General features: G+C 49.5%; 20 protein-coding genes and 1 riboswitch. Of the genes, 9 read left to right on the plus strand and 11 right to left on the minus strand.

Translation table 11 applies throughout. The annotated features are described in order from the left end of the window. Positions 1 to 64: 64 nt before the first annotated feature. A complete protein-coding gene (locus EH243_RS12625; RefSeq protein WP_126159035.1) occupies positions 65 to 967 on the plus strand; it encodes a LysR family transcriptional regulator in 903 nt (300 codons plus the stop codon). Between the two features lie 63 nt (positions 968 to 1,030). Here EH243_RS12625 and EH243_RS12630 read toward each other — a convergent pair whose 3' ends face one another. The 5 genes from EH243_RS12630 to EH243_RS12650 form a co-directional block, all read right to left on the minus strand. Further along, a complete protein-coding gene (locus EH243_RS12630) occupies positions 1,031 to 1,537 on the minus strand; it encodes a nuclear transport factor 2 family protein (protein ID WP_126159036.1) in 507 nt (168 codons plus the stop codon). Between the two features lie 4 nt (positions 1,538 to 1,541). Then, positions 1,542 to 2,387, minus strand: a complete 846-nt coding sequence (locus EH243_RS12635) for an SDR family NAD(P)-dependent oxidoreductase (RefSeq protein WP_126159037.1) — start codon at positions 2,385 to 2,387, stop codon at positions 1,542 to 1,544. 125 nt (positions 2,388 to 2,512) lie between these two features. After that, complete coding sequence (locus tag EH243_RS12640; RefSeq protein WP_126159038.1) at positions 2,513 to 3,118, minus strand: DUF3833 domain-containing protein; 606 nt, start codon at positions 3,116 to 3,118, stop codon at positions 2,513 to 2,515. A 28-nt stretch (positions 3,119 to 3,146) separates the two neighbouring features. Next, complete coding sequence (locus EH243_RS12645; protein ID WP_126159039.1) at positions 3,147 to 3,659, minus strand: chalcone isomerase family protein; 513 nt, start codon at positions 3,657 to 3,659, stop codon at positions 3,147 to 3,149. Beyond that, positions 3,649 to 4,167 carry a DUF2878 domain-containing protein gene (locus tag EH243_RS12650; RefSeq protein ID WP_126159040.1) on the minus strand — a complete coding sequence of 173 codons (519 nt, stop codon included), beginning with the start codon at positions 4,165 to 4,167 and terminating at the stop codon, positions 3,649 to 3,651. The genes EH243_RS12645 and EH243_RS12650 overlap by 11 nt, the downstream gene beginning before the upstream one ends. 234 nt (positions 4,168 to 4,401) lie before the next feature. Here EH243_RS12650 and EH243_RS12655 point away from each other — a divergent pair, with 234 nt between their 5' ends. The 7 genes from EH243_RS12655 (at position 4,402) to EH243_RS12685 (ending at position 13,659) form a co-directional block, all read left to right on the plus strand. Beyond that, a complete protein-coding gene (locus tag EH243_RS12655; protein WP_126159041.1) occupies positions 4,402 to 6,924 on the plus strand; it encodes an EAL domain-containing protein in 2,523 nt (840 codons plus the stop codon). 430 nt (positions 6,925 to 7,354) lie between these two features. Next, positions 7,355 to 8,830: a metallophosphoesterase family protein gene (locus tag EH243_RS12660; protein ID WP_126159042.1), complete on the plus strand. Its 1,476-nt coding sequence runs from the start codon at positions 7,355 to 7,357 to the stop codon at positions 8,828 to 8,830. Positions 8,831 to 8,911: 81 nt separating this feature from the next. After that, positions 8,912 to 10,009, plus strand: a complete 1,098-nt coding sequence (locus EH243_RS12665; protein WP_126159043.1) for a DUF6765 family protein — start codon at positions 8,912 to 8,914, stop codon at positions 10,007 to 10,009. Between the two features lie 157 nt (positions 10,010 to 10,166). Continuing rightward, complete coding sequence (zwf, locus tag EH243_RS12670; RefSeq protein ID WP_126159044.1) at positions 10,167 to 11,642, plus strand: glucose-6-phosphate dehydrogenase; 1,476 nt, start codon at positions 10,167 to 10,169, stop codon at positions 11,640 to 11,642. Further along, on the plus strand, positions 11,629 to 12,336 hold the full coding sequence (gene pgl, locus EH243_RS12675; protein WP_206441615.1) for a 6-phosphogluconolactonase: 708 nt from the start codon (positions 11,629 to 11,631) through the stop codon (positions 12,334 to 12,336). The genes zwf and pgl overlap by 14 nt, the downstream gene beginning before the upstream one ends. 52 nt (positions 12,337 to 12,388) lie before the next feature. After that, positions 12,389 to 13,039 (plus strand): bifunctional 4-hydroxy-2-oxoglutarate aldolase/2-dehydro-3-deoxy-phosphogluconate aldolase, encoded by a 651-nt coding sequence (locus EH243_RS12680; RefSeq protein WP_241235076.1) that lies wholly within the window; start codon positions 12,389 to 12,391, stop codon positions 13,037 to 13,039. Positions 13,040 to 13,182: 143 nt separating this feature from the next. Further along, the gene (locus tag EH243_RS12685; RefSeq protein ID WP_126159045.1) at positions 13,183 to 13,659 is read left to right on the plus strand and encodes a methylglyoxal synthase; all 477 of its coding nucleotides are present in this window, start codon (positions 13,183 to 13,185) and stop codon (positions 13,657 to 13,659) included. Between the two features lie 61 nt (positions 13,660 to 13,720). Here EH243_RS12685 and EH243_RS12690 read toward each other — a convergent pair whose 3' ends face one another. The 5 genes from EH243_RS12690 to EH243_RS12710 form a co-directional block, all read right to left on the minus strand. After that, the gene (locus EH243_RS12690; RefSeq protein WP_126159046.1) at positions 13,721 to 14,632 is read right to left on the minus strand and encodes a D-hexose-6-phosphate mutarotase; all 912 of its coding nucleotides are present in this window, start codon (positions 14,630 to 14,632) and stop codon (positions 13,721 to 13,723) included. A gap of 105 nt (positions 14,633 to 14,737) precedes the next feature. Next, positions 14,738 to 16,564 carry a phosphogluconate dehydratase gene (edd, locus tag EH243_RS12695; RefSeq protein ID WP_126159047.1) on the minus strand — a complete coding sequence of 609 codons (1,827 nt, stop codon included), beginning with the start codon at positions 16,562 to 16,564 and terminating at the stop codon, positions 14,738 to 14,740. Positions 16,565 to 16,684: 120 nt separating this feature from the next. Then, a complete protein-coding gene (locus tag EH243_RS12700; RefSeq protein ID WP_126159048.1) occupies positions 16,685 to 17,620 on the minus strand; it encodes a DMT family transporter in 936 nt (311 codons plus the stop codon). Positions 17,621 to 17,746: 126 nt separating this feature from the next. After that, positions 17,747 to 17,913, minus strand: a riboswitch (FMN riboswitch). 148 nt (positions 17,914 to 18,061) lie between these two features. Continuing rightward, a complete protein-coding gene (locus tag EH243_RS12705) occupies positions 18,062 to 19,609 on the minus strand; it encodes an alanine/glycine:cation symporter family protein (RefSeq protein ID WP_126159049.1) in 1,548 nt (515 codons plus the stop codon). A 9-nt stretch (positions 19,610 to 19,618) separates the two neighbouring features. Further along, positions 19,619 to 20,056 (minus strand): universal stress protein, encoded by a 438-nt coding sequence (locus EH243_RS12710; protein WP_126159050.1) that lies wholly within the window; start codon positions 20,054 to 20,056, stop codon positions 19,619 to 19,621. A 316-nt stretch (positions 20,057 to 20,372) separates the two neighbouring features. Between EH243_RS12710 and EH243_RS12715 the strand changes: the two genes are divergently transcribed. After that, complete coding sequence (locus EH243_RS12715) at positions 20,373 to 21,263, plus strand: patatin-like phospholipase family protein (protein ID WP_126159051.1); 891 nt, start codon at positions 20,373 to 20,375, stop codon at positions 21,261 to 21,263. Between the two features lie 65 nt (positions 21,264 to 21,328). Here the strand turns inward: EH243_RS12715 and EH243_RS12720 are convergent, their stop codons facing one another. Next, the gene (locus EH243_RS12720) at positions 21,329 to 23,695 is read right to left on the minus strand and encodes an EAL domain-containing protein (protein ID WP_126159052.1); all 2,367 of its coding nucleotides are present in this window, start codon (positions 23,693 to 23,695) and stop codon (positions 21,329 to 21,331) included. Positions 23,696 to 23,704 lie beyond the last annotated feature (9 nt).

Here is a 23,704-nt window from a genome sequence, read left to right on the forward strand (position 1 = left end):
ATATGGATTGATTGAAACTCGAATATCGTTATATTAACGCTATAAATATAAATGGCTGCGCTCTATGAATATCAATCACATGAAGGCTTTTTTAGAAGTTGCTCGTAGTGGCAGTTTTCAAGTAGCTGCAGAAAAACTCTATATTACTCAATCAACGGTTAGCGCACGCATCAAAGTACTGGAAGATCAGTTAAACACTCGTTTGTTTAACCGTATGCGGGGTGGCTCCGAACTGACATCCTCTGGACGGAATTTCATACGTTATGCAACGACGTCTGTCAGAGCTTGGGAACAAGCAAAACAGGAGATTGCTCTGCCTGAGGAGCTAGATGCCATGATCTCCCTTGGTGTACAACTTAACCTCTGGCAGCAAATCACGCCAAACTGGATTGAGCAAATGCAAAATAACTCACCAGAAGTCGGAACCCGCGTGGTAATGGATTATTCCGATAATCTGTTAAGACAACTGATGGATGGTGAGTTAGATCTAGCACTCACCTATGTTAACTGCAATCTCTCTGAATTATGTACAAAACAATTGTTTGAAGACACCCTAGTGTTAGTTGCAACCAAAGCTCGTGATGTACAGTCAGGTTGGGTCGATGATTATGTCTTTGTTGACTGGGGTGAAGAGTTTCGCGAAGCTCATGCTATTGCCTATCCAGACACACTGGCCCCGCGCCTATCGGTTGGCCTTGGTATGACCGGCTTAGATTATATTTTAAATTATGGCGGTGCTGGTTACTTCCCAGAACGCATGGTTGATGCACTCATTAACGATGGTCTGCTATTTTATGTTGATAAAGCTCCCATGTTTAAACGCCCCGTGTATTTATCCTACCCAAAAGAGCCGATCAATTGCGAACTATTAAATATGGCACTGATAAATTTACAGCAAGTGTTACAAAATGCTAACCAGACAAATAATGTTAACGCCTTCAGTAACATGCATGTATCCCTGAGCTGACAAGGTCGGTTTCGCTTAACGAAAGAACTTAACAAAAGAGCTAAACCATAAACGACATAGCCCTTAGGCTTTATATGCCGCCCGTCGGCGAATATAGCGAATAATTCGGCCAAGCAGAGGAAACTGTTCGATCAAAGCACTGGCATCCCAGAAATCCTGATGACTGACCACCAAGCCCTGATGATTAAAACAGACGCGGCTGGTGCCTTCGGTCGAAAAAGCTCCGGTTAACGAAGATGATGCTGAGAAACGCCAGTATAGATAACCGGTTTGTCCCTGTATTTGCGTTTCAAATACCTCAAAACTGACATTATTTAGCTGCTCAAACATCTCACTCATCAAGCCAAGAAAGTTAGCCTTGCCCTTCAGTCGATTAAAGGGGTCAGTGAAATAGATGGTTTCGCTGACTAACGGGTCGAGTTCGACAACATTGGCCGCTGTCAGTTGAGACAGCAGCAGCGCATAACGGTTTAAGCGCTCGGTATAGGATACCGTTGCAATAGGCCCTTCAGGATTAGGCCGATCTTGGCCTTCCGCTTCATGCGTCGATCTAGTCGTCGAGTCAGTCATTGTCTTATCCTCCCGTTATCCGCTTAACCAAACTAAAGTAACAGCTATAGGGCAACAGTCTGAAGAGTTTTAGCAGATAAACAAAGCGACGGGGAAAGACAATTTCGAATCGCTGACTTAACAAGCCTTTTAGAATTCGCCGAGCAGCTTCATCCGCCTCCATTAACGCAGGCATAGGGAAATCATTCTGCTCTGTTAACGGTGTCCGCACAAAGCCAGGGTTAATCAGCTGTAACTTCACCCCACTACCCTGCAGATCAAACCTCAGCGCTTCGCATAAATTTATCAACGCCGCCTTGCCGGCCCCATAGGCCGCCGCGGTTGGCAAACCTCGATAACCCGCCACCGATGCGACCACGGCGATATGTCCTCTACTCGCAGATGGCCCCTGCCTTGCTGTTAACGGTTCAGCGATACTATCTTGATTCTGATCAACGCCATGAAGATAACGGTATAAAACAGGATCGAGGCAGTTAATGGTTCCCTGTAAATTAATATCCAGCAGCGCCTTACAACGCTGTGCCGAAAAATCAGAGGCTGAAAAGGCATCATGGGTGCCGGCATTTAAGACCACTAATTCGGGCATAAGCCCCTGCTGATCCCACAGGTTAAACTGCTGCTGCAAACTATCGAGATCGCCAATATCAATCGGCACGGGGATAAAGGTACCGGCGGAGGAAGCCAGCTCCTGTTGTAACTGTGCTAACTGTTCGGTACTGCGGGCTGAGCCGTAGACGGTTACACCATGACGACATAATAGACGGCTTAGTTCAGCGCCAATACCTCTTCCTGCCCCCGTTATCCAAGCACTTTTCCAAGGCAGGGTTGTATTCCCTCTATTCGTTTTCATCGATAATTCCTCAGACTTTGGTGCTGCCATACGTCATTACGATGGCTCATCTTTATGCTCAGTTCTCTAAGTCCAATGCTAGGCCCAGCACTTAGACCAACCCTTAGTTCAACGCTAAGCCCGTCTCAAGACTCAGCCGCTGGTTCAATCACACAATCCGGCGTAGCCGACACAGCCGTAGCGGCGCTTTCTGCATCGCTCAGTTTGCGGATATGCAGGGTTAACTCCCCTACCGGTAAGCCCCATTTTTTCATCTTGGTTCGATTGATCAAATTATTCTCATCGATCAGATATAACCAATCATCCAATGCGATATCCCACACTTTGCCATTCACCGGCACCTGCAGTGTGTAACGCCAGTTAAGGGCATTACCCTGCACTTCGCCACGGGCTTCACCGACAATATCCTCGGCCGTACCACGATAATGATTACCCTGCTTGGTTAAACGCCAACAGCGCTGTTGCTGTTCACCATCACTGAACACAAAGCGTTCATCTAATATGCCCTGTTCACCTTGCCACTGAGCGGTGATGTCTGCGCGAAATCGACGGGTCACTTTGCCCGAGAAATTCTGCACCATGCCATAGGCCACCAGTTGACCGTTAAAGAAACGATCCAGCGCCAAGGCGGGTTGCTCATCACGGTATTCATCCACGCTGCGGGCGCACCCTGGCAACATAAGTAAAAGCGGTAAGGACAATGCCATAAATGTAAGACTGGTCGGTGTCATGTCTGATAATCCTGCTGCTCTTATACGATTATTGTTGACCGGTTAACGCCCGGGTTAACTGGGGGAAATCACTGTTATCCGCTAACCAGATGGCCAGAAAGGCTTGGCTAAAGCCGGCATCATTGATCGAGCCGATATAACGCTGATTGTGATAGAAATGACCACCATCACTGGCTTGATAAAAACTCAAAGAGTCCTGCTGGCGGATATCCGGCCAAATCTGCGCTAATGATGTTAGCCAACGGGCTTGATCGGTCGGATTGACCTTCGCCCTTTGCCATTGAGAGGCGGTTTCGTCGAGTAATTGCTGGCGACTAATATCTCGCTGATAATCCAGATGCAGCACTAAAGGCGACATGTCAGCATCATAACGTCCGGCCAAACTTTCAAGCCGGGCACTGTAGACCTTGAACCACAGCACCTTCAGCTCTGCCTGGCCGACTAGCTGCATATTGTCGGGTAAGGGTTTGGGTTTGGCTAAGGCATGGGTGATACCGGTAAAAAATAGAATTAATGAGATTACTAACAGATTAAGCCGCATCACTTAGCTCCCGTCTTAAACGGCCGTTACTCAAGCCGATTAACAGTGGAAATAGCACCATCCAGATGAGCATCAATAGCAGACCACTCTGTAGTAACGGCCAACCTAGCGTGACCGCCTCTAAGTTGGCGGCGGCTAAATAGGTCAGGCTGCCAAAGAGTCCGCCACAGAGTGAGGCGAGCGATAGATGCGAAGCAAAGAAAGCTAAACTCTGGCGCAGCGTGGCCGCAAAGCAAAACCATAAGAACAGCAACCACAGGGGCAAACCCGGTAATTCAAAGCGAAAGATTCCCAGGGTGGTGAGCAACATATCCACCGCGAAGCCGATAAGACCACATAGCAGCAATACGTAAAACTCCCGCAAAGGCTGAGAGTGAAACAGTAGATGCAGCATTAATAGCAGGATCAAAACAGGCACACTGGCGCTCGTGTATAAAATGGCACACCACCAAGCCAGCTGAAAGCCGAGCAGATTAACCCATGTATGTTCTGAGACTGTTTTGTTCATTATCTTTACCTCTTCTGACACTGCTTACGTAAATCAGCAAGAGAAAGATCAGTGGTTTTATTTCACCGTCGATAATGGTTAAACACGACCTATATCAAGAAACCCCTATTCTGTTTGAAACTAAACAGGATAAACAACCATTTTGGGTATCTGCTATCTGTACCCGTTTAGAAACACCCGTTAAGATGGCCCTCTTTTTTCTATCTAAGCTTCTGGTGAAAGGGTTTATTTTCGATGTCCAGGCCTCCGCAGGTTAATAATCGGTTACTCGTACGGCATATTGCCCAACCGAACCTCATCAACTGCCAGCCAGATACTCAGGCTGATCAGCTAGTGCAACTGATGGATGAGAAAAAAATTGGCAGTATTGTGGTCTGTGAACAGCATCGGCCCATCGGTATTGTCACCCGTCACGACCTGATCAACCGATGGCTAGAACATGAAGCGACGGCCACCACAGCGGTACGACATTTTATGTCTAGCCCCGTCATCACCATTTCCGAATGGGCCTCCGTCGATGACGCTGGGCAAACTTTCCTTAGCCATAAAATACGCCACCTGGTTGTCACCAAAACATCGGGAGAGGCCTGTGGGATTATTTCTGAAACGGATGTGGTGAACAGCCATAGTATTGAACATGATCTTTTTATGCGTTCCGTGGATGAAATCGCCAACCACAGCCCGATTATCCTTGATGGCGAAACCTCCGTTCTCGCAGCCTTAACCATACTCAATGAATCGAATGATTCTGCCCTACTGGTCCGCCAGCATAACGATATTAAGGGCATACTGACTGAACGGGATGCGATCAAACTATTAGCTCAGAACCGCCAACATGACATTCTGATCGATACTTGTAACCCGTTACGGCTCACCATTGAAGAGGATTTAAGTTTATATAACGCCCGTCAGGTGTTTAATCAGCACCGCGTTCAACATCTCGCCATTACCAATCATGGTGGCGAGATTACCGGTGTTATCTCCTATTCGGATATTCTAAAAACCGTCGAAAATGACCATATCGACCGTCTACGTGAACTGCTCAGCGAGCGGGATCGTGCCTTAGAAAAATCTCAGCATAACCTCAAGCTAGCGGATAAAGTGATTGAGGCGTCGATGGAGGCCATCGTCATTTGCGACCGCCATGCCCGCATCGTACGGGTCAACCCATCGTTTACCGAGATCACCGGCTACACCAGTGCCGAAGTGTTGGGACAAAACCCGAATATTCTCAGCTCAGGACGGCATCGTCCCGATTTTTATATCGATATGTGGCAACACCTGACTGAGCAGGGCTCTTGGCAAGGGGAAATATGGAACCGCCGTAAAGATGGCTCAGTTTACCCTGAGTGGCTGAGTATCACCGCGATCAAAGATGAAGAGGGTGAAATATCCCAATACGCGTCCATTTTTACCGATCTAACCGAGGTTAAGAAATCGGAAGCCCGCATCAAACGGCTCGCCTATTTTGACGAACTCACTCGGCTGCCCAATCGTAAGCTGTTTAATGACCGCCTGCAGCTGTCGCTAGGCTATGCAAAGGAACATGGACACCGGGTAGCCGTGGCCTATATCGATGTGGATTTTTTCCAGCAGATCAATGATCTACATGGTCATGAGATAGGCGATAAAGTACTCAAAGAGATTGGCCGGCGCATCGATCAGCAACTCGATGATGGGGATACTGTCGCCCGCTTTGGTGGCGATGAGTTCAACCTTATTCTGACCGATGTCGATGATGATGACAGCCCGCAAATCAGTGAGTTTCTCAACCGTATTCTCAGCTCAGTCAGCCAACCGATGCTGTTTGATGATACAGAGATTAAAACCACCGTTAGCATTGGTGTCAGCTTTTTTCCAACCGATGCCGATAAGGCGGAAGCGTTACTCAAATGTGCCGATTCAGCGGTTCACTTAGCGAAAGATTTTGGTCGTAATAGCTTCCGCTTTTTTTCCTCTGAACAGCACCGCATGATCCAAAGCCGTTATCAGATGGGCAGCGATCTGCAGGTAGCCATCGATAACCAAGAGTTTCAACTCTACTATCAACCCAAAGTCAGCTTAAAAACAGGTAAACCCACCAGCTGTGAAGCCCTATTGCGTTGGCTACACCCCCAGTTGGGGTTTATCTCTCCCGAGGAGTTTATTCCCCTCGCGGAAGACTTAGATCTGATCAACCGTATCGGCCACTACGTCATCGAAGAGGCCTGCCGCCAAATGGCCGATTGGAGTTTACAGGGCGACACTGTCAATGTGGCCATCAACGTCTCGGCCAAGCAGTTTCAACAAGGGGATATTGTCGAGCAAATATTTGCGGCTCTGCAACAGCACCAGATTCCACCGCAGCAGCTATCGGTCGAACTCACCGAAACCAGCTTTCTTCACTGCCCCGAAGAAACCAAACGTGCCATCAATGAATTACGTAGCCAAGGCATTCAGGTTGCCATCGATGATTTTGGAACCGGCTACTCCAGCCTGAGCTATATCCGTAATATGGCCTTGGATATTCTAAAAATTGATCGCAGCTTTCTGATCAACCTAGAAGAGTCCGAAGTCGATCGCGCCATCGTTTCATCCATTATTGAGATGAGCCATGTCTTGGGCTTGCAGGTGGTGGCCGAAGGGATCGAAAACGAGACACAGCTGAATATTCTCAAAGGGATGAACTGTGATCAGTTACAGGGGTTCTTGCTCGCCAGACCGATGCCACCCGAAGACTTTAGAAATTGGTATCATCATCAAATGAATAGCCGATAAAGCCTTAGTCAAGCCTGTCCCCCGTTGCTCATACGGGGCTCTCTATCGAAAGCCCCGACATTCGCCAACCTCTTAATTGATATCCCCTTCCCGCTCACCTAGACACTGACCAGCCTTCCGCCACCTGACATTCCCAAGCAACCAGCCTTTTAATCCAACAGCGTCGTTATGGCGAAATATAAAACAATTGTATGAATTTCAGCTACGCTGAAACTAAGGCTTGTTATGCCGTAGAGGTCATTTACGCCTTTAACAAAGCGTTTACTGAGCGTTATCCGCGGCCCTTTAAGCTATGTTTAATTCGCTAAGCTGATGATCATTGCCTACCTTTAGAGGTGATCTAACGGTGTGATCCTCATCCTTAGCGAAGCAGCCTTATACCTTAGAATCCAATAATCGAACGGACAGATCTTCTCAGGGAGTCAACAATATGAGCGATGACATTATCACTAGCACCGGCCAATGGTCCCTTGTCGTGCTGCGCACCACACAACAGAGCGTGAAGATCTGGGCCGGCACCCTGTTCTCCACCTTGACCATGCCCGAGCAAGCGAGAATCGAACTGATTGCGCCGGATAATAGCGTCACCGTGCATCCTATTGTGAAAGCCGATTGGCACAGACCCTTTAGCAGTATCCGCAAACGCTTCTATATCACCGCGGAGTTTTCTGACTTACAACCGAATACCCACTACAAGGTGCGTTTTCTGCGGCGCATCGAAGCCGTCAGCGGCGTCCGCGAAGCCTCTTGGCAAGAGTTACGCAGCGCACAGTTCAACACCCTGCCGACACAGCTACCCCTGCCAGATCAAAAACCCTTTACCATCGGCTTTGGTAGTTGTTTCTATAATCATCGAGATGGTGGTCAGGCGGCAGGCTCCTACAAAGCGCTCTATGATCGCGGCGATGAGGCGGTCAAACCCGACATCACCTTTCTGACGGGCGATCAGGTTTACCTCGATATTGGCTTCGATTCGCTCTCCTTTATTAGCAGCGAAATCAGACAACGGGTTGCCGACGATTATGCGTTACATTGGCAAGCCCTAGGCAGTATTCTTAATCGCGGTGCCACCTGGATGCTGCCCGATGACCATGAATACTGGAATGATTACCCCTTTCATGACTCGCTGATTCCAACGCTACTGGCATTAAAAATCAAAAAAGTCAGAGAAACCTGGGCGAAAGCCTCCCTTGATGGCGTCCAACGGGTGCAACAAAGCCCTAAGGTAGACATATTCAATCTCGGCACCGACCTATCATTCTGCCTAGCCGATCTTCGCTCTTTTAGGGACGATGATGGTTTTATGCCGGCACGTGAATTCAAACAGTTAACCGACTGGGCCGAATCATTGCAATCGCCCGGTGTACTGGTATTGCCGCAGCCGCTCATCGTGGAAAAAAACCCAACCGAACGCAACCTGCTGAGTTTTAAAAACCAATACCAAGCGTTACTGCAAGCACTCGGCTCGAGCGGCCATGATATCGTATTACTCAGCGGTGATGTCCACTTTGGCCGTATCGCTACCGCGACCCTCGGACCACAGGGCGGACGACTCATTGAAGTGATCTCTTCACCGCTATCGAACCTCACCGGCCTGAATGGTATTGCTACCGCGAAGCCCAGCTTCAAACCCACTCACTTTCCAGACCCTTCGGTCCTGAGCGTACCCGGCTGGTCAGCCGAACCGGTGCACTACAACAAATCATTTGCGGTGAGTACGAAAGAGGGTCGTTTGTTTTCCGCCTACCCTAAATCACGTACCCGAGAGCATTTTATGACCGCCAGCTTTCATCAGCTAGACAGCGGTGCTGTGCGCTTAAACGTCAATGCTTGGCGTGTCCGTGAACGGGACAATAACAACCTGCCTGTGCGTGATTTTGACACCTATGAGGTCGAACTGACATGAGTCACGCGGACGAGATGATTCATCAGCTACACTCAATATAGGTAAGAAAATCAGATCACAGTCAGATCAAGGAGCACCACTATGCAGATCGATTTCCATCATGCTGTCACCTATGTGGTTGCTCGCTTAGCAGGGTTTGCCCATGCTAAAGCCGAGGTCATCGCCCATGCGGCACAATATGTCGATGATGCCACCAATGAGGGGCTGATCTCATTTGATAATCAGGCGATGTATCAACGTATCGCCTCGGCCCACAAAATGATCGACTACAAAAACATCCAAAAATTAGCCAATCATCAGGTCTGGATTCCGTTTCACTTTCTACCCGGTAATGAAGGCCTAGCGGCGGGTGAGAATCCCGATGCGGATTTTCGCCATAAGATTGTTTGCCGCCCCAATAGTTTTGTCGCACAGGAGATGGTGCGCGCCTGTATCAACGATCACCAGAAACCCAACGCCCTTCATCGGCTGGGTATTACCATGCATGTCTTTGCCGATACCTGGGCACATCAAGGCTTTTCCGGTATCAACGATCGCATCAACCTCGTTGAAGACGTGCTCGATGAGAATAACGATCCCGATCCTAGTTTATTAATACAGGTGAAAAATTACTTTCTAGACCGCTTCGATGAAGCGCAGTCGCAATTTGTAGGCGGTCTTTTGCCCCTTGGGCATGGTGCAGCGCTGAGCTATCCCGACCGCCCCTATCTTAAATGGCATTACACCAATGGCGAGGGCCTTCATATTGAGCGCGATAATCCGAAAGACTTTATCACCGCCGCGGATGAGATGTGTAAAGCGATGCGGCGCTTTCAACTCGGTGATGCCGATGCCAAGGTGGCGGGGCTCTCTCCCGAAAGCCGCCATCAACTCGAAACGATGATGCGCGAAATCGTTGAGGAGAACGGTGATAAGCGCCATAAAGTCTGGCTCAACGCCATTGCCAATGAAGCCTTTGGCTTTCCTGCCGAGAAGCTACGTTATGTCGCTAAAGGGGTGGGATCATGGAAATATCAGGCGATTAAAGATAACCGCGCAAAACAGCTCAAGCATCAGATATACAGCTATCACCCTTCCTTTCTCGACAGCGATTGGAAGCATTTTCATGATGCCCTACAGGCCCATCGCTTCGCGGTGATCCATGAAATTCTGCCACGTTACGGCATCAGTGCCGCCTGATGTGGCTTATGCGCTAGGCAGGCATCGCTATGCTGCACAGCACAAGATCATTGTAATAAATAGCTTTATGCTCCCCAAGAGCAGTTGAAATAGACTAAATCCTGTGCCTATTATAGACGCCTAGTTGGCTTTAATGATCACAAAGGCAGGTGTAATTATGGCGATGGTTAATCGATCCAGCGATATAGTGATCTTCGGTGCCATGGGTGATTTAGCGCAACGCAAACTCATCCCGGCCCTATTTCAACTCGACAGTGCAGAGCTACTCGGACAGGACACCCGCATCATCGGTCTGGCCCGCGTGACACAAGACAGCCCCGATTTTCGCAAAATTTGTAGCGACAGCCTCAGTAAACACATCAAACCCGCAGAGCTCGACACCGATAAGGTCAGCCGCTTTCTAACAAAACTCGAATATGCCATCGTCAGTTTCGCCGACCTGAGTAGTTATCAAACACTCAAGTCCACACTCGACAGCAGTGCCGAACGGGCGCGTATTTTTTACTATGCGACCCCCGCGTCCCTCTATGGTGCCATCAGTCGAAACCTAACGAAGAGCGACTGCATCAATACCAATAGCTGCGTGGTATTGGAGAAGCCCATCGGCCATAACCTGAGATCTTCCAACGAAGTTAATGATCAGGTGGCGGAGTATTTTGATGAATCGCAGATCTATCGTATCGACCACTATTTAGGTAAAGAGACGGTACAAAACCTGATCGCCTTGAGGTTTGCGAACCCCCTGTTTGGCTCGCAGTGGAACCAGAGCCACATCTCTCATGTTGAGATTACCGTGGCCGAAAAGGTCGGTATTGAAGGCCGCTGGGGTTATTTTGATAAAGCCGGTCAGATGCGCGATATGGTGCAAAATCACCTGTTACAGCTGCTCTGTTTAACCGCCATGGACCCACCCGACGACCTCTCTGCCGATATGATCCGCAATGAAAAGGTCAAGGTACTCAAAGCCCTACGCCCCATCACCGCCGCCATGTGTAACACCCATGTCGTGCGTGGCCGCTATACCAAAGGGATGGTTGAGGGGAATCCCGTGCCGGGCTACATGGAAGAAGAAGGTGCTAACCCCGATAGTAATACCGAAACCTTCGTCTCCATCAAAGCAGAGATCAACAACTGGCGCTGGGCGGGGGTGCCCTTTTATCTACGCACGGGAAAACGCTTGCCGGAGAAACTGTCGCAGATCACCATACATTTCAAACCGCAACCCCACTTTATTTTTGATGAGAGTCAGCGCCATCTAGCACAGAACAAACTGATTATCCGCCTACAACCGGAAGAAGGCATCTCTCTGCAAATTCTCAACAAGGATCATGGCTTAAACCAAGGGATGCGTCTACGGAGTGAAGCACTCAATCTCAACTTTTCACAATCGTTTGAGAAGAGCCGCGTCCCCGATGCTTATGAGCGTTTATTACTCAAAGTGATTCAAGGCAACCAATATCTGTTTGTCCGCCGAGATGAGGTGGAACATGCTTGGCTTTGGTGTGATCAACTGATGGAGCACTGGAAAAACGAAAACAAAGCACCACTACCCTATGCCGCCGGTAGCTGGGGACCGAAAGCCGCCGACCTGATGTTAATCAAAGATGGGAACTGCTGGTATGAAGATCAGTGACCTACGGCTACCCGATCACATCCAACTACAGACTTTCGCCTCCCGCGACGCCCTCAACGCTGAACTTGCTGAATCCATCGAACAGCAGCTTAACCAAGCGATAGCTCACAAAGGGCAAGCCACTCTCGCCCTCTCTGGGGGCTCGACCCCGGTGCCGCTGTTTAACCGTTTAAGTCATACACCACTCACGTGGGAGCAGGTCACCATCACCCTCGTGGATGATCGCTGGATCAACCCCAGCGAGCCCGACAGTAATGAACACCTGCTGCGTACACAGTTGCTGCAAGATCACGCCCGTCAGGCCCGGTTTATTCCCCTCTGGCAAGCGGGGATGACGGCTGAAGAGGCGGTACAAAGCTGTCAGGCCCGCCTGCAAACGATCAACGGCCCATTCGATATCGTCATACTCGGCATGGGCAACGATGGCCATACCGCCTCGCTGTTTCCTGACGCCGCCGAATTGACCGCAGCACTGCATAGCAGGGCCGACTGTGTGGCGATCAACCCAACCCAAGCGCCCTATCCGCGCATGTCATTGACACCCGCACGGCTACTCAACAGCCGACAACGGATTTTACATATCGTCGGTGAGGACAAATTAGCCACGCTGGCGAAAGCCTTAACTCGCCCCCCAGAAGAGATGCCCATTCATCTGTTTTTACAACACCCCCTGACCATCTATTGGGCGCCCTAACCTTCAATATGACTCAACAGAGCCCGCTAACCTTTTGCACAGAGGATCACCGATGAACACATTATTACCGGAGATGATAACCAGAACCGATCAGCTCTGCAGTCTAGGGCCGGTGATACCGGTGCTCACCATCAACCGATTGGCAGACGCTATCCCGATCGCCGAAGCTCTCGTGGCGGGCGGCTTGCCGGTGTTAGAGGTAACATTACGCACGCCAGATGCTCTCAAAGCGATTGAAGCCATTGCCCGTGCCGTGCCTGACGCCCATGTCGGAGCGGGCACCGTGATCAACCCAGCAGACTTTAAACGGGCCATCGACAGTGGCAGCGCCTTTATCGTCAGCCCCGGTATCACTCCTGAGCTATTAGATTACGGTACCACCAGCGACGTCCCGTATTTACCCGGTATACAAACGGTGTCTGAGATGATGGCAGGCATCCAGCGGGGCTATCGACGGTTTAAGTTTTTCCCCGCAGAAATAGCCGGCGGTACCGCGGCACTCAAAGCCTTCTCAGGGCCCTTTGCTGATATTCGTTTCTGTCCGACCGGAGGGATTCGTGCCCACACCGCCAAAGAGTATCTCGCCCTCGACAATGTTATCTGCGTCGGCGGCACTTGGCTGACACCCTGCGATATCGTCGATAAGCAGGCATGGCAAGCCATCACCCAGCTCGCGCAACAGGCGGTAAAGAGTGCAGCCTAGGTAAAACCAATTTTTAAGACTGTTCATAAACAGAATTTTAGTAATCACTGAATCACTACTTAGTAATTTTTTAGTAACTTCTTAGTAACTTCTTAGTAACTTCTTAGTAACTGTTTAGTAAAAACGTCACAAGGCAAAGAAATATGGATATAGAAATGAAGCAGATAGCGATGCCAGTACAAAAACGCATCGCACTGATCGCCCACGATAATATGAAGCAAGACCTGCTTGATTGGACACGCAAACACATCGCGACCCTGAAGCAACATAAGCTATTTGCCACCGGCACCACTGGTCACCTGCTGGAAAACAAATTACAAACCCCAATCACCAAGTTGATTAGCGGCCCCCTAGGCGGTGATCAACAGATCGGCGCCATGATAACCGAACAGAAACTGGATATTATTATCTTCTTCTGGGACCCTTACGAACCGATGCCCCACGATCCCGATGTTAAAGCGCTATTACGGGTCGCTGCGGTCTGGAATGTGGCCGTCGCCTGTAACCGCAGCACAGCCGACTTTATGATCAGCTCCCCACTACTGAATGAGCTACACCCCTATAAAGTGCCTGATTATGAACGCTATCTAGAAAAACGCTTGGGTAAAACCACCGGTTAACCGCGAAGGTCTCAACCCAACATTGGCCGTCATTAAGCCCTGATAATCAACCTGATGCGCTTTAATCAGTGGTTTTATCTGGGTAAGGCAGCACACGAAACGAGGTGGTTAACCTCTGGGTTTCGCCCGCCGCTATCCACGGGTGGTCATAGAAACGGGTGCGGGCCGCCTCAACACACACAAAGCGAGAAACCTGATCCACCCCCACATCCAGCATGGCCGCAGCGGACGCCCCTGGGTTCCAGACGACGGTAGAATGACTCCCCTGTTTCTGAATACCGATCACCCGTTGCCAGCCATGATCGATCAGCATTACCTCTGTCTCACTGTTATGGGCGAAAATCACATCGGTTTCCGCAGGAAAAGTCACCGCGCCCTGATGAGTGCGCTCGGCCATATCCTGCAACTTGTCCCGTAACGGTAAAGCATCCAGTCCCTGCAATTCAACACCGGCGATGTCAGACACAGCAAAATAACTGTGCAGGGCCTGCGTCATCGCGATAGGTTGATCGGTTCGGTTAACTGAGATTAATGACAGACTCAGCACTCCTTCCATCACCTTCAGATCAAGGGTCAGTGACAAACCATCCCATAGCGTCTGCGCAGGAGACAATCGCCAATGCCCCCCTTGGGCATCCATTTCAACACTGTCTAACATCCAAGATGCAGTTCTGGCCACCCCATGTTTCGGCAGCGAAGGGTCATCAACATGTTCTGCAAACCAGGGCCAGCACACCGGCACTCCACCACGAATAGCCCCCGCTAACGCCGGTTTATCGCTTACCCACAGTAACGGCTGTTCGCCAGCGGGGCGAAACAGCAACACCTGACCACCGTCCAGTGCTATCACTAGCTCGCCCCAGCCCTGCTTAAACACACAGAGATCATAACCATACCATTGCAGATCGGTGCGTCCCTGCTCATATCCTGAAACCATCTGCTCAAGCTCACCCTGCCACTGCTGCTCACCCATCCAATCTATCCCCGCCTGCTATTATGTTGTACTGTGCTGTTTTGTGCCGTGCTGTTTTGTACTGTGCTGTTTTTATGCTGATCCTTTCGATCATCTCATGGCGATTCAATCGATCCCTGTAAAACTAAACACGCTGGCCCCCTGTTCGGCGCAGTTTACCTGTTCACGCATCGGGGCAAACAGTTCACGTCCCATCCCCTGATGATGCGTTGCTGCGGCACTGGGCATTTCCTGCCCGCGGGATAACCATGTATCGTCAGCCGCCAGCAGTTGCAATACTCCTCGGCGGGCATCGACGCGAATCAGATCGCCATCGGCCACCTGGGCTAAGGGTCCACCCAGACTCGCTTCCGGCCAGACATGAATCGCCGCAGGTACTTTACCCGACGCACCTGACATACGGCCATCGGTCACCAAAGCCACCTTAAAGCCTCGATCTTGAAGCGTACCGAGGTATGGCGTGAGCTTATGTAGCTCTGGCATACCGTTGGCTTTTGGCCCCTGATAACGCACCACCGCGACAAAATCACGGTTGAGTGAACCGGACTCAAACGCCGCCTTAACATCATCTTGATCATCAAAAACCACCGCGGGAGCTTCAACCACTTGGTTCTCTAGTGCGACCGCAGACACCTTGATAACCCCGCGACCTAAGTTGCCCTGCATCAGTTTCAATCCACCATCAGCGCTGAAAGGCTCGTCAACGGTGCTTAAAATCGTCGCATCGAGGGATGCCTTTACTCCGTCACGCCAAACCACTTTATGCTGTTCGATAAAGGGCTCTTGGGTATAACGGGACAAGCCGCGCCCAACCACCGTCATGACATCCTCATGCAACAAGCCAGCCGATAGCAGTTCACGCACCAGATAAGCCACGCCACCCGCCGCCTGAAAATGGTTAATATCCGCCTCACCATTGGGATAGACCTTGGCCAATAATGGCACGACCGCCGATAGATCAGAAAAATCATCCCAGTTGATAATAATGCCCGCCGCACGCGCAATCGCGATCAAGTGCAGGGTATGGTTGGTCGACCCGCCGGTGGCTAGCAACGCCACGAGTGCATTCACTAACGAGCGTTCATCGACGATCTGGTACAGAGGGGTGAAATCACCATTCTGATCGGTCAGACGGATCACCTGCTGGGCCGCTTCACGGGTCAAGGCTTCACGCATGGGTGTATCAGGATTAACAAAAGAAGAGCCCGGTAGATGTAACCCCATCACCTCAACAATCATCTGGTTGCTGTTAGCGGTGCCATAAAAGGTACAGGTGCCGGCACTATGATAAGAATCCGACTCACACTGTAGCAACGCGTCACGATCCACTTTGCCTTCGGCATACAACTGGCGAATCTTGGCTTTCTCTTTATTGGGTAAACCGCTCGGCATCGGGCCAGCCGGTACAAACAGTGTCGGTAGATGGCCAAAGCGCAGAGCGCCAATCAACAGGCCCGGTACAATTTTATCGCACACCCCGAGGTACAGCGCCGCATCAAACATATTGTGGGATAACCCCACCGCCGCAGCCATAGCGATCACATCGCGGCTAAACAGGCTCAACTCCATCCCCGGTTGTCCCTGCGTCACCCCGTCACACATCGCCGGTACGCCAGCAGCGAACTGAGCCACCGAGCCCATCTCATGTACCGCCTGACGAATAATATCGGGAAACGCCTCAAAGGGCTGATGGGCAGATAAGAGGTCGTTGTACGCGGAAATAATGCCCACATTGACCGCATTGGATAGTTTCAGCGCCTGCTTATCATCGCTACCACAGGCGGCAAACCCATGCGCGAGATTGCCACAGGATAAACGTGCACGATGCACACCCTGCTCTTGCGCATCCTGCATCTGCTGCACATAGGCCGCTCGACTGTTCCGGCTCCGCTCGACGATTCGGGCGGTAACTTGCTCAATAACACTGTGCATAGTGACTCCTGAATAGAACGAATAGAAAGCTGTTAATAAAATCCGTGCTTCGTTACCAATATACCTGACAAAAAATATGCGAAACAGCCTAAGCATCATAGTTAAGCGGTTAAAGCCGCCTTAAGACTGATAAACCACAGCCTTTGAATCGGTGCGCTGAAACGCTTTCAGCCGTAAACCAAAGTTGCCTAAAATCAGCATCAACCCGCCGATAATCTGATATTGCGTTAACCCCATGCCCAGTGCAAACCAGTTGATCGCCGCCGCAAACACCGGAAAGGAGAGTTCTGCCAAGGTGGCCATCTGGGCCGGTACTGTTTTTAACCCCTGATAATAAAAACGCATACCAATCAAACCACTCAATAACGCCATAGCGATCGCTAAACTGAGATCCACCGCCGGCATCGGCATCAAACTATCCGTCTGTAGCAGTGCTAAAGGTAACAAAACCCACAACCCTGCCATAAAACGTCCTGACATAATCGCATTGGGATGCATCTGCTGTTGAGAAAGATACTTACCACAGACCGTGGCTGCCCCCCAGGCTAACACTGCCAATAACGTATAACCGTAGCCGGTTAAAACACTCAAACTGTCGCTACCATAGTGCCACTGCACCTCACCCAACGACTGAATATCGGGCCACAGCATCACGAGACTGCCAGATAAAATCACTATCGCCCAACGAATAAACCCTGCTTCGATGCGCTCATTGAGATAAGCATAGGCGAGCACGATAGCCACCAAGGGCTGTAGCTTTTGCAATAAAATCACCACCGTTGGATTCAGATAATGAAACGCTTCGGTAAAAGCCAAGGTGCCGAGTGCAGAACCGACCCCGCCAATAAAAAACAGGCAGAGAAAGTTATTCAGTGATAGTTGACGAAAGACATGACGATAGCGCCACAGCATCGGGCTGACTAACAGCACCAAGGTGAGGTGTTCGATTAAAACGATTTGTAGTGTGGCATAACCCGCCCCCAGCAGGGGATAACGAATTAATGTATCAAGTGCCCAGGTAAAACACGCGATCATGATAAAACATGTGCCTGCCATCTTTGGTTTCTCCCAAAATAAGATGCCAGGGGTGATGAAAACGAATGTACCAGCCGTTGCCATTAGCTAAACGCAGCCAAACACAACAAAGCTATCTCTGAATATTTCAGAGATAGCTGCTGACTGGTCGATCTTCTATCATCCGGACTATGACCGTCGGCTCTGGTATCTCACCAGATCTGCTGACCTTAATGTGGTTGAGTTAATCACACTAAGCGCTCGCGGGCTGTTTGATGGAGTAGCCCATCAAAATCACCGCCGGTGGGGAATTTCGCCCCGCCCCGAAGTTCGATTTATGTAAAATTACGCGTTAACTGTAAACCTCCGCGATTATTTTTTAAAGCCAAATGAACAACTTTGACATCACTCCATAAAAAAACGGGGTAAAAGAAGACTCTCTTTTACCCCGTCGATGTTAAAACAGCGCCTCTGCGTTAATGATCAGTTTTTGAATTTCTTAATCTCACCCGACTTCAAACGTGATAGATAAGATTTCAGATCAACTTTCACCAAGCTCATCAAGAAATACAAGCCGATAATATTGACCACCGCCATCGCGAAGATCGAAGCATCGGAGAAATCGATAACCGGTCCAAGGTTTGCCGCGGCACCAATGATGACGAACAGACAGAAAATAACTTTAAAGACTAACTCGGTGGTTTTGCCTTCACCAAAGAGATAGGTCCAAGCTTTCAATCCATAATATGACCAGCTAATCATGGTTGAGAAAGCAAACAACACCACCGCTACCGCCAGCACATAAGGAAACCAGGATAAAGCCGAACCAAACGCCGCGGAGGTCAAGGCAACACCTGAAGAACCATCCGCAGTAATGATACGACCACTCTCACCTACCAAGTACAGCCCCGTCGTCGGATCAGTGGTTAACTGGCCGGTAATGATGATCACCAGCGCCGTCATCGTACAGATCACCACCGTATCGATAAAGGGTTCCAGCAGTGAGACAAACCCTTCGGTAATCGGCTCTTTTGTCCGCACCGCAGAGTGGGCAATCGCCGCCGAGCCCACACCGGCCTCATTGGAGAAAGCGGCACGTTTAAAGCCTTGAATCAGCGCGCCAACAAAACCACCAGCAACCCCCAACCCCGTAAAGGCACCTTCAAATATCTGACCAAATGCCCAGCCGACTTTATCGATATTCATTAAAATAATCACTAACGATGCCAATACATAAAGAATGCCCATAAAAGGCACCACTTTTTCGGTTACATTAGCGATCGACTTAATACCACCCACAATCACCGCAAAGACAATCAGGGCAAAAATCACACCGGTGATCCAACCAGGGTAATCCCCCACGATACTACTGATCTGGGCATGGGCCTGATTGGCCTGAAACATATTGCCGCCGCCAAGGGCGCCCAGAATACAAAAAATGGAGAACAACACCGCCAGTATGCCACCGCCCGGCAAACCCTTCTCTTTAAAACCCTTCGAGATGTAATACATCGGGCCACCGGAGACCGTTCCGTCGGCATATTCGTTTCGGTATTTGACACCCAGAGTACACTCGGTAAATTTGGAGGCCATGCCCATCAAGCCCGCTAAAATCATCCAGAAGGTTGCACCGGGACCACCAATACTCACGGCAACCGCCACACCGGCAATATTACCTAAACCGACCGTACCGGATAACGCCGTTGCTAATGCCTGAAAGTGAGATACCTCACCGGCATCATCAGGATCGGAGTAATCCCCTTTAACCAACGATATAGAATGTCGTATCGCTTTAAATTGAATAAAACCAAAATAGACCGTGAACACCGTCGCACCCGTGACTAACCAGAGAACGATCCATGGAAAAGTGGTGCCCGGCAGGGGTGCAAAAATCAGATTAACAAACCATCCGGTCGCCGCTGCAAAGACTTCATTGACCGTCTGATCGATACCGCCCTCTTCGGCTAATACCGATGTGCTAGAAAAGCACAAGGCGATAAATACGCAACTTATTATTTTTTTAATATGCATGAGATAACCTCAATTAACGACCGTGACAGGGACACTCGCACTCATCACCAGTTTTGCAGTGACACTACCAAAGAGCTTTGCCGCTAAGCCACTCTCCGTCGAACGGGCCACAATTATTTGCTGCGCCTTTTCTTTGATCGCCACAGAATTCAACAACTCAGCAGCATCACCATGTAATACCCGCCCTCCTGCCGCAAAACCTTCGGTTTTCATGACCTCTAATGCCGGTGTAATCACCCGCTCTGAGGCAAGTTTTATCTCTTGCTCTCGCCGCTTATGTCGCATGGCGTTTTCTTCCGCGGTTTGAAAACTATAGGGGGACCACTCAATGACATAAACTAGCTCGATCTGACAGTCACCGATCAGCTTTGACAGATGCTTGGCATAGGTCAGCGCACGCTCACCGGACTCACTGCCGTCTAAACCAACAATCAATTTTGTTGACATATTTTTGTGCCTCTATTTTTTGCGCGTAAACAGCGCATAAGATGTAAGTATAGGCACGGATTTTGAATCCTGCGGTTAAACATAAAATTGATCCTCAGGAACCACAACATACACCTCAATATTCCCCCATTAATCATCTGAATGTTTCAGAGAGACAGGCCTGCCATCCTTAAATAGGTTAGTATTCTCAAGAGGATAGCCGGTTAGTGAATCTAGCGGCTGGTATGACAGACAGTACCGCCGGAGTATCGCCACCCCCCAACTGGCTTATTCTTGATGATCAGCCACCGCATCTTGCAAGGAGTCGAACCGCCCCATGACAGCAAAGCAGCACACAACCGTATCACTAGTATTAGGCAGCGGTGGCGCAAGGGGTTTCGCCCATATCGGCGTGATTCATTGGCTGGAAACCCACGGTTTTAAAATCGAATCGATTTCGGGCTGTTCGATGGGAGCATTGATTGGCGGAGTCTATGCCGCGGGTAAATTGGATGAATTTTCCAACTGGACCCAAGCGATACGCAAAGTCGACATTGTGACTTTTCTTGATATCTCATGGAAAAAAAGCGGCTTAGTCAAAGGCGATAAAATCATCAACATTCTCACCGAACTCGTCGGCGATGTGATGATTGAAGATCTGCCCATTACCTACACTGCGGTGGCCACCGATATCGTTAACGAGAAAGAGATGTGGATCAACTCCGGCAAACTATTTGATGCCATCCGTGCGTCGATCTCCCTGCCACTTCTCTTTACACCGTTCCGTTATAAGGGGATCGATCTTATTGATGGCGGCGTCTTAAACCCTGTGCCTATCGCGCCCACCTTTAATGACAAAACCGACTTAACCATCGCGGTGAATCTTGGCGGCAAAGCCATCGATAAATCGGAAGTCACACTCAACATTCAATCCAGTGGCAACAAAAAACCACTGTTTTCAGCCAAAATAACGGAGTTTCTCGATAGCTTTAAAGATCCTGAACTGATTCTCCCCTCTAAGGACAATGGCGTATACGATATTGCTCATCAGGCCTTTGATGCGATGCAAAGCACCATTGCTCGCCAAAAACTCGCCGCCTATCCGCCCGACCATTTTGTCGACATTCCCCGTAACGCCTGTCGCATGTTAGAGTTTGATCGCGCCACCGAGATGATTGAGTTCGGTTATCAAGCCGCGGAAAAAAGCTTAAGTCATATCAAGCGATAAACCGGTACAGCCTCAAGATTCACAGAGATACACAGCCGATCGTGGGAAAACTACTCTAGGCTCAACTATGCAAGCGGGTCTAGTGGGCTAGGTTTTGAGATACAGTAACCCTGCGCGAAGTCGACACCCATGCTTCTTAGATGCTCGAGTATCTCTTCATTCTCCACGAATTCAGCGATCGTCTGTTTACCCATCACCTGCCCTACTTCGTTAATCGAGGCCACCATCACCCGACTGGTCTCGTCATAAACGATATCTTTGACAAACATGCCGTCAATCTTCAGATAATCTACCGGTAAGATTTTCAGATAACCAAATGAAGACATACCACTACCGAAATCATCCAGCGCGAAGAGGCAGCCCTTTTGTTTTAGGCGCTGCATAAAATTCAGTGCCAACGTCAGATTAGAGACGGCCGCGGTTTCTGTTAATTCGAAGCAAAATTTACAGGCATCGATTTCGGGTGAATCAAGCTGCTCTTCGATATAACGCAGTAAAGCATCATCTGATAACGATTTACCGGACAGGTTAATATTACAAAGCTCGAGTGCCTCCATTTTATCCGGATGCTGACGAAACCAGTCCATCGTCCGGCTGATAACCCAATGATCAACTTTCGGCATCAGCCCATAACGCTCGGCGGCCGGTATAAAAGCTCCAGGCGGCACTAAGGAGCCATCCGGTTCCACCAACCTGACGAGTATTTCGATATGATCGCCCTGACTAGCCTCCTGCAACGGTAGGATGCTCTGTTGATACAAGACAAAACGATCCTCTGCCAGTGCCGCATTCACCTTACCGAGCCAGTTCATCTCGCCTTGACGGCCAATCACCTGCTCATCTTTCTCGGTATACACATAATGTCGATTGCGCCCCAGCTCTTTGGCCGAGTAACAAGCCTCATCTGCCTGTTCGAGCAATGTTTCAGCATCGGCGGATTCGACGGTGATCGCAACGATACCGGTACTGATACCGATGGAAAATCCAACCTGATTCCAAACAAACCGGAAAGACTCAACGGTCTGACGAATAGATTCAGCGATAATAACGCCAAACGTTAGGGGGCAGTCGTTTAACAAGATACCGAATTCATCGCCACCAAGCCGGGCAAAGATATCCCCCCGTCGAAGTTCACCACTCATCAGCTGCGACAGTTGCTGTAACAGTGCATCGCCTGCCGCATGTCCACAGGTATCATTCACAATCTTGAACTGATCGAGGTCGATATAGAGTAATGTATGTTCTGCGTTATGGGTCAGATCCTTTCTATACTGGAATAGCTGACGGTCAAACTCCTTACGATTGATCAAATCCGTCAGGCTATCGTGGGTCGCTCGATACTCTAGTTCGCGGGTCATGTTGCGCGATTCGGTTACATCATGAAACACCATAACAGCACCCATAATGTCACCGTTACGATTACGAATCGGCGACACCGAATGGTCGATCGCCGATTCTTGTCCATGCTTAGCGATCAACAACGCATGCGCTAAGGTTGTCACTCGATCTTTGTCCTCCAAACACAAACGTATCGTGCTGGGCAAAGGCTGACCACTCACCTCATCAACCAGTTTGAATATCTCTTCGATCGGTTTGCCCTGTGCCTCTTCATTTTGCCAACCGGTAAGTTTTTCACTCACGGGGTTTAAGTAGCGCACATAACCGTCAACATCAGTCGAGATAACACCATCACCAATGGAGTGCAGGGTAATCTCTGCTATCTCCTTAGCCTCAAACAGTTCTCGCCGCGCTAATTCCAGTTCAGACTCGCGGAGTTTTTGTGACGCCAATACATCCGCAAGGCTGTTAACACCTTTTCCTAAAAGAGATAGTTCACGGGAGTTATTAATATCTACTCGGCTCTTCAGGTCACCCTGCTTTAGGGCTAGAAGATGGTGGTGAATTTTGCCGATAGGCCGTATGACAAAGACATGGATGAAGACAATGATAATAACCGTTAATATCAACAACGAAGCGATCAACCAATAGCGCATGATATTAGTATGTCGTATCACTTCATGATCCAAACGTTGGGTGCTCCAATCAATGGATAGCATGCCAAACACTTCAGATTCAAAACTGATCTCTTTAGAAAAGCTCACCAGATTCATCGTTTCTTGATCGGCAGCGCGGCTCCATGAAGCCAATAAAACACCGTCTTCATTCATGACCCGTATGGCGTAGATGTCCGGCTGTAATCGAACCATTTCACTAACAATGCTTCGGAGCTGAGGAATATCTTCGCTTATCACCGGCTCGAGAGTCGCGGCGGAGAGCAGTAAAAAGGTATCTTCACTGGTACTGCGCAGTCTGGCTGAATAATCCGACTGCAGCTGTAAACGCATCAGCTCACCGACGCTAATCGCCACCACCATCAAGGCAACCAGTAGCGAAAGCATGATTTTAATCCACAGCGGTTGACGATTAATCATTATCACGCT

The sequence above is a fragment of the Amphritea opalescens genome (assembly GCF_003957515.1).
In the GTDB taxonomy this organism is placed as follows: domain Bacteria; phylum Pseudomonadota; class Gammaproteobacteria; order Pseudomonadales; family Balneatricaceae; genus Amphritea; species Amphritea opalescens.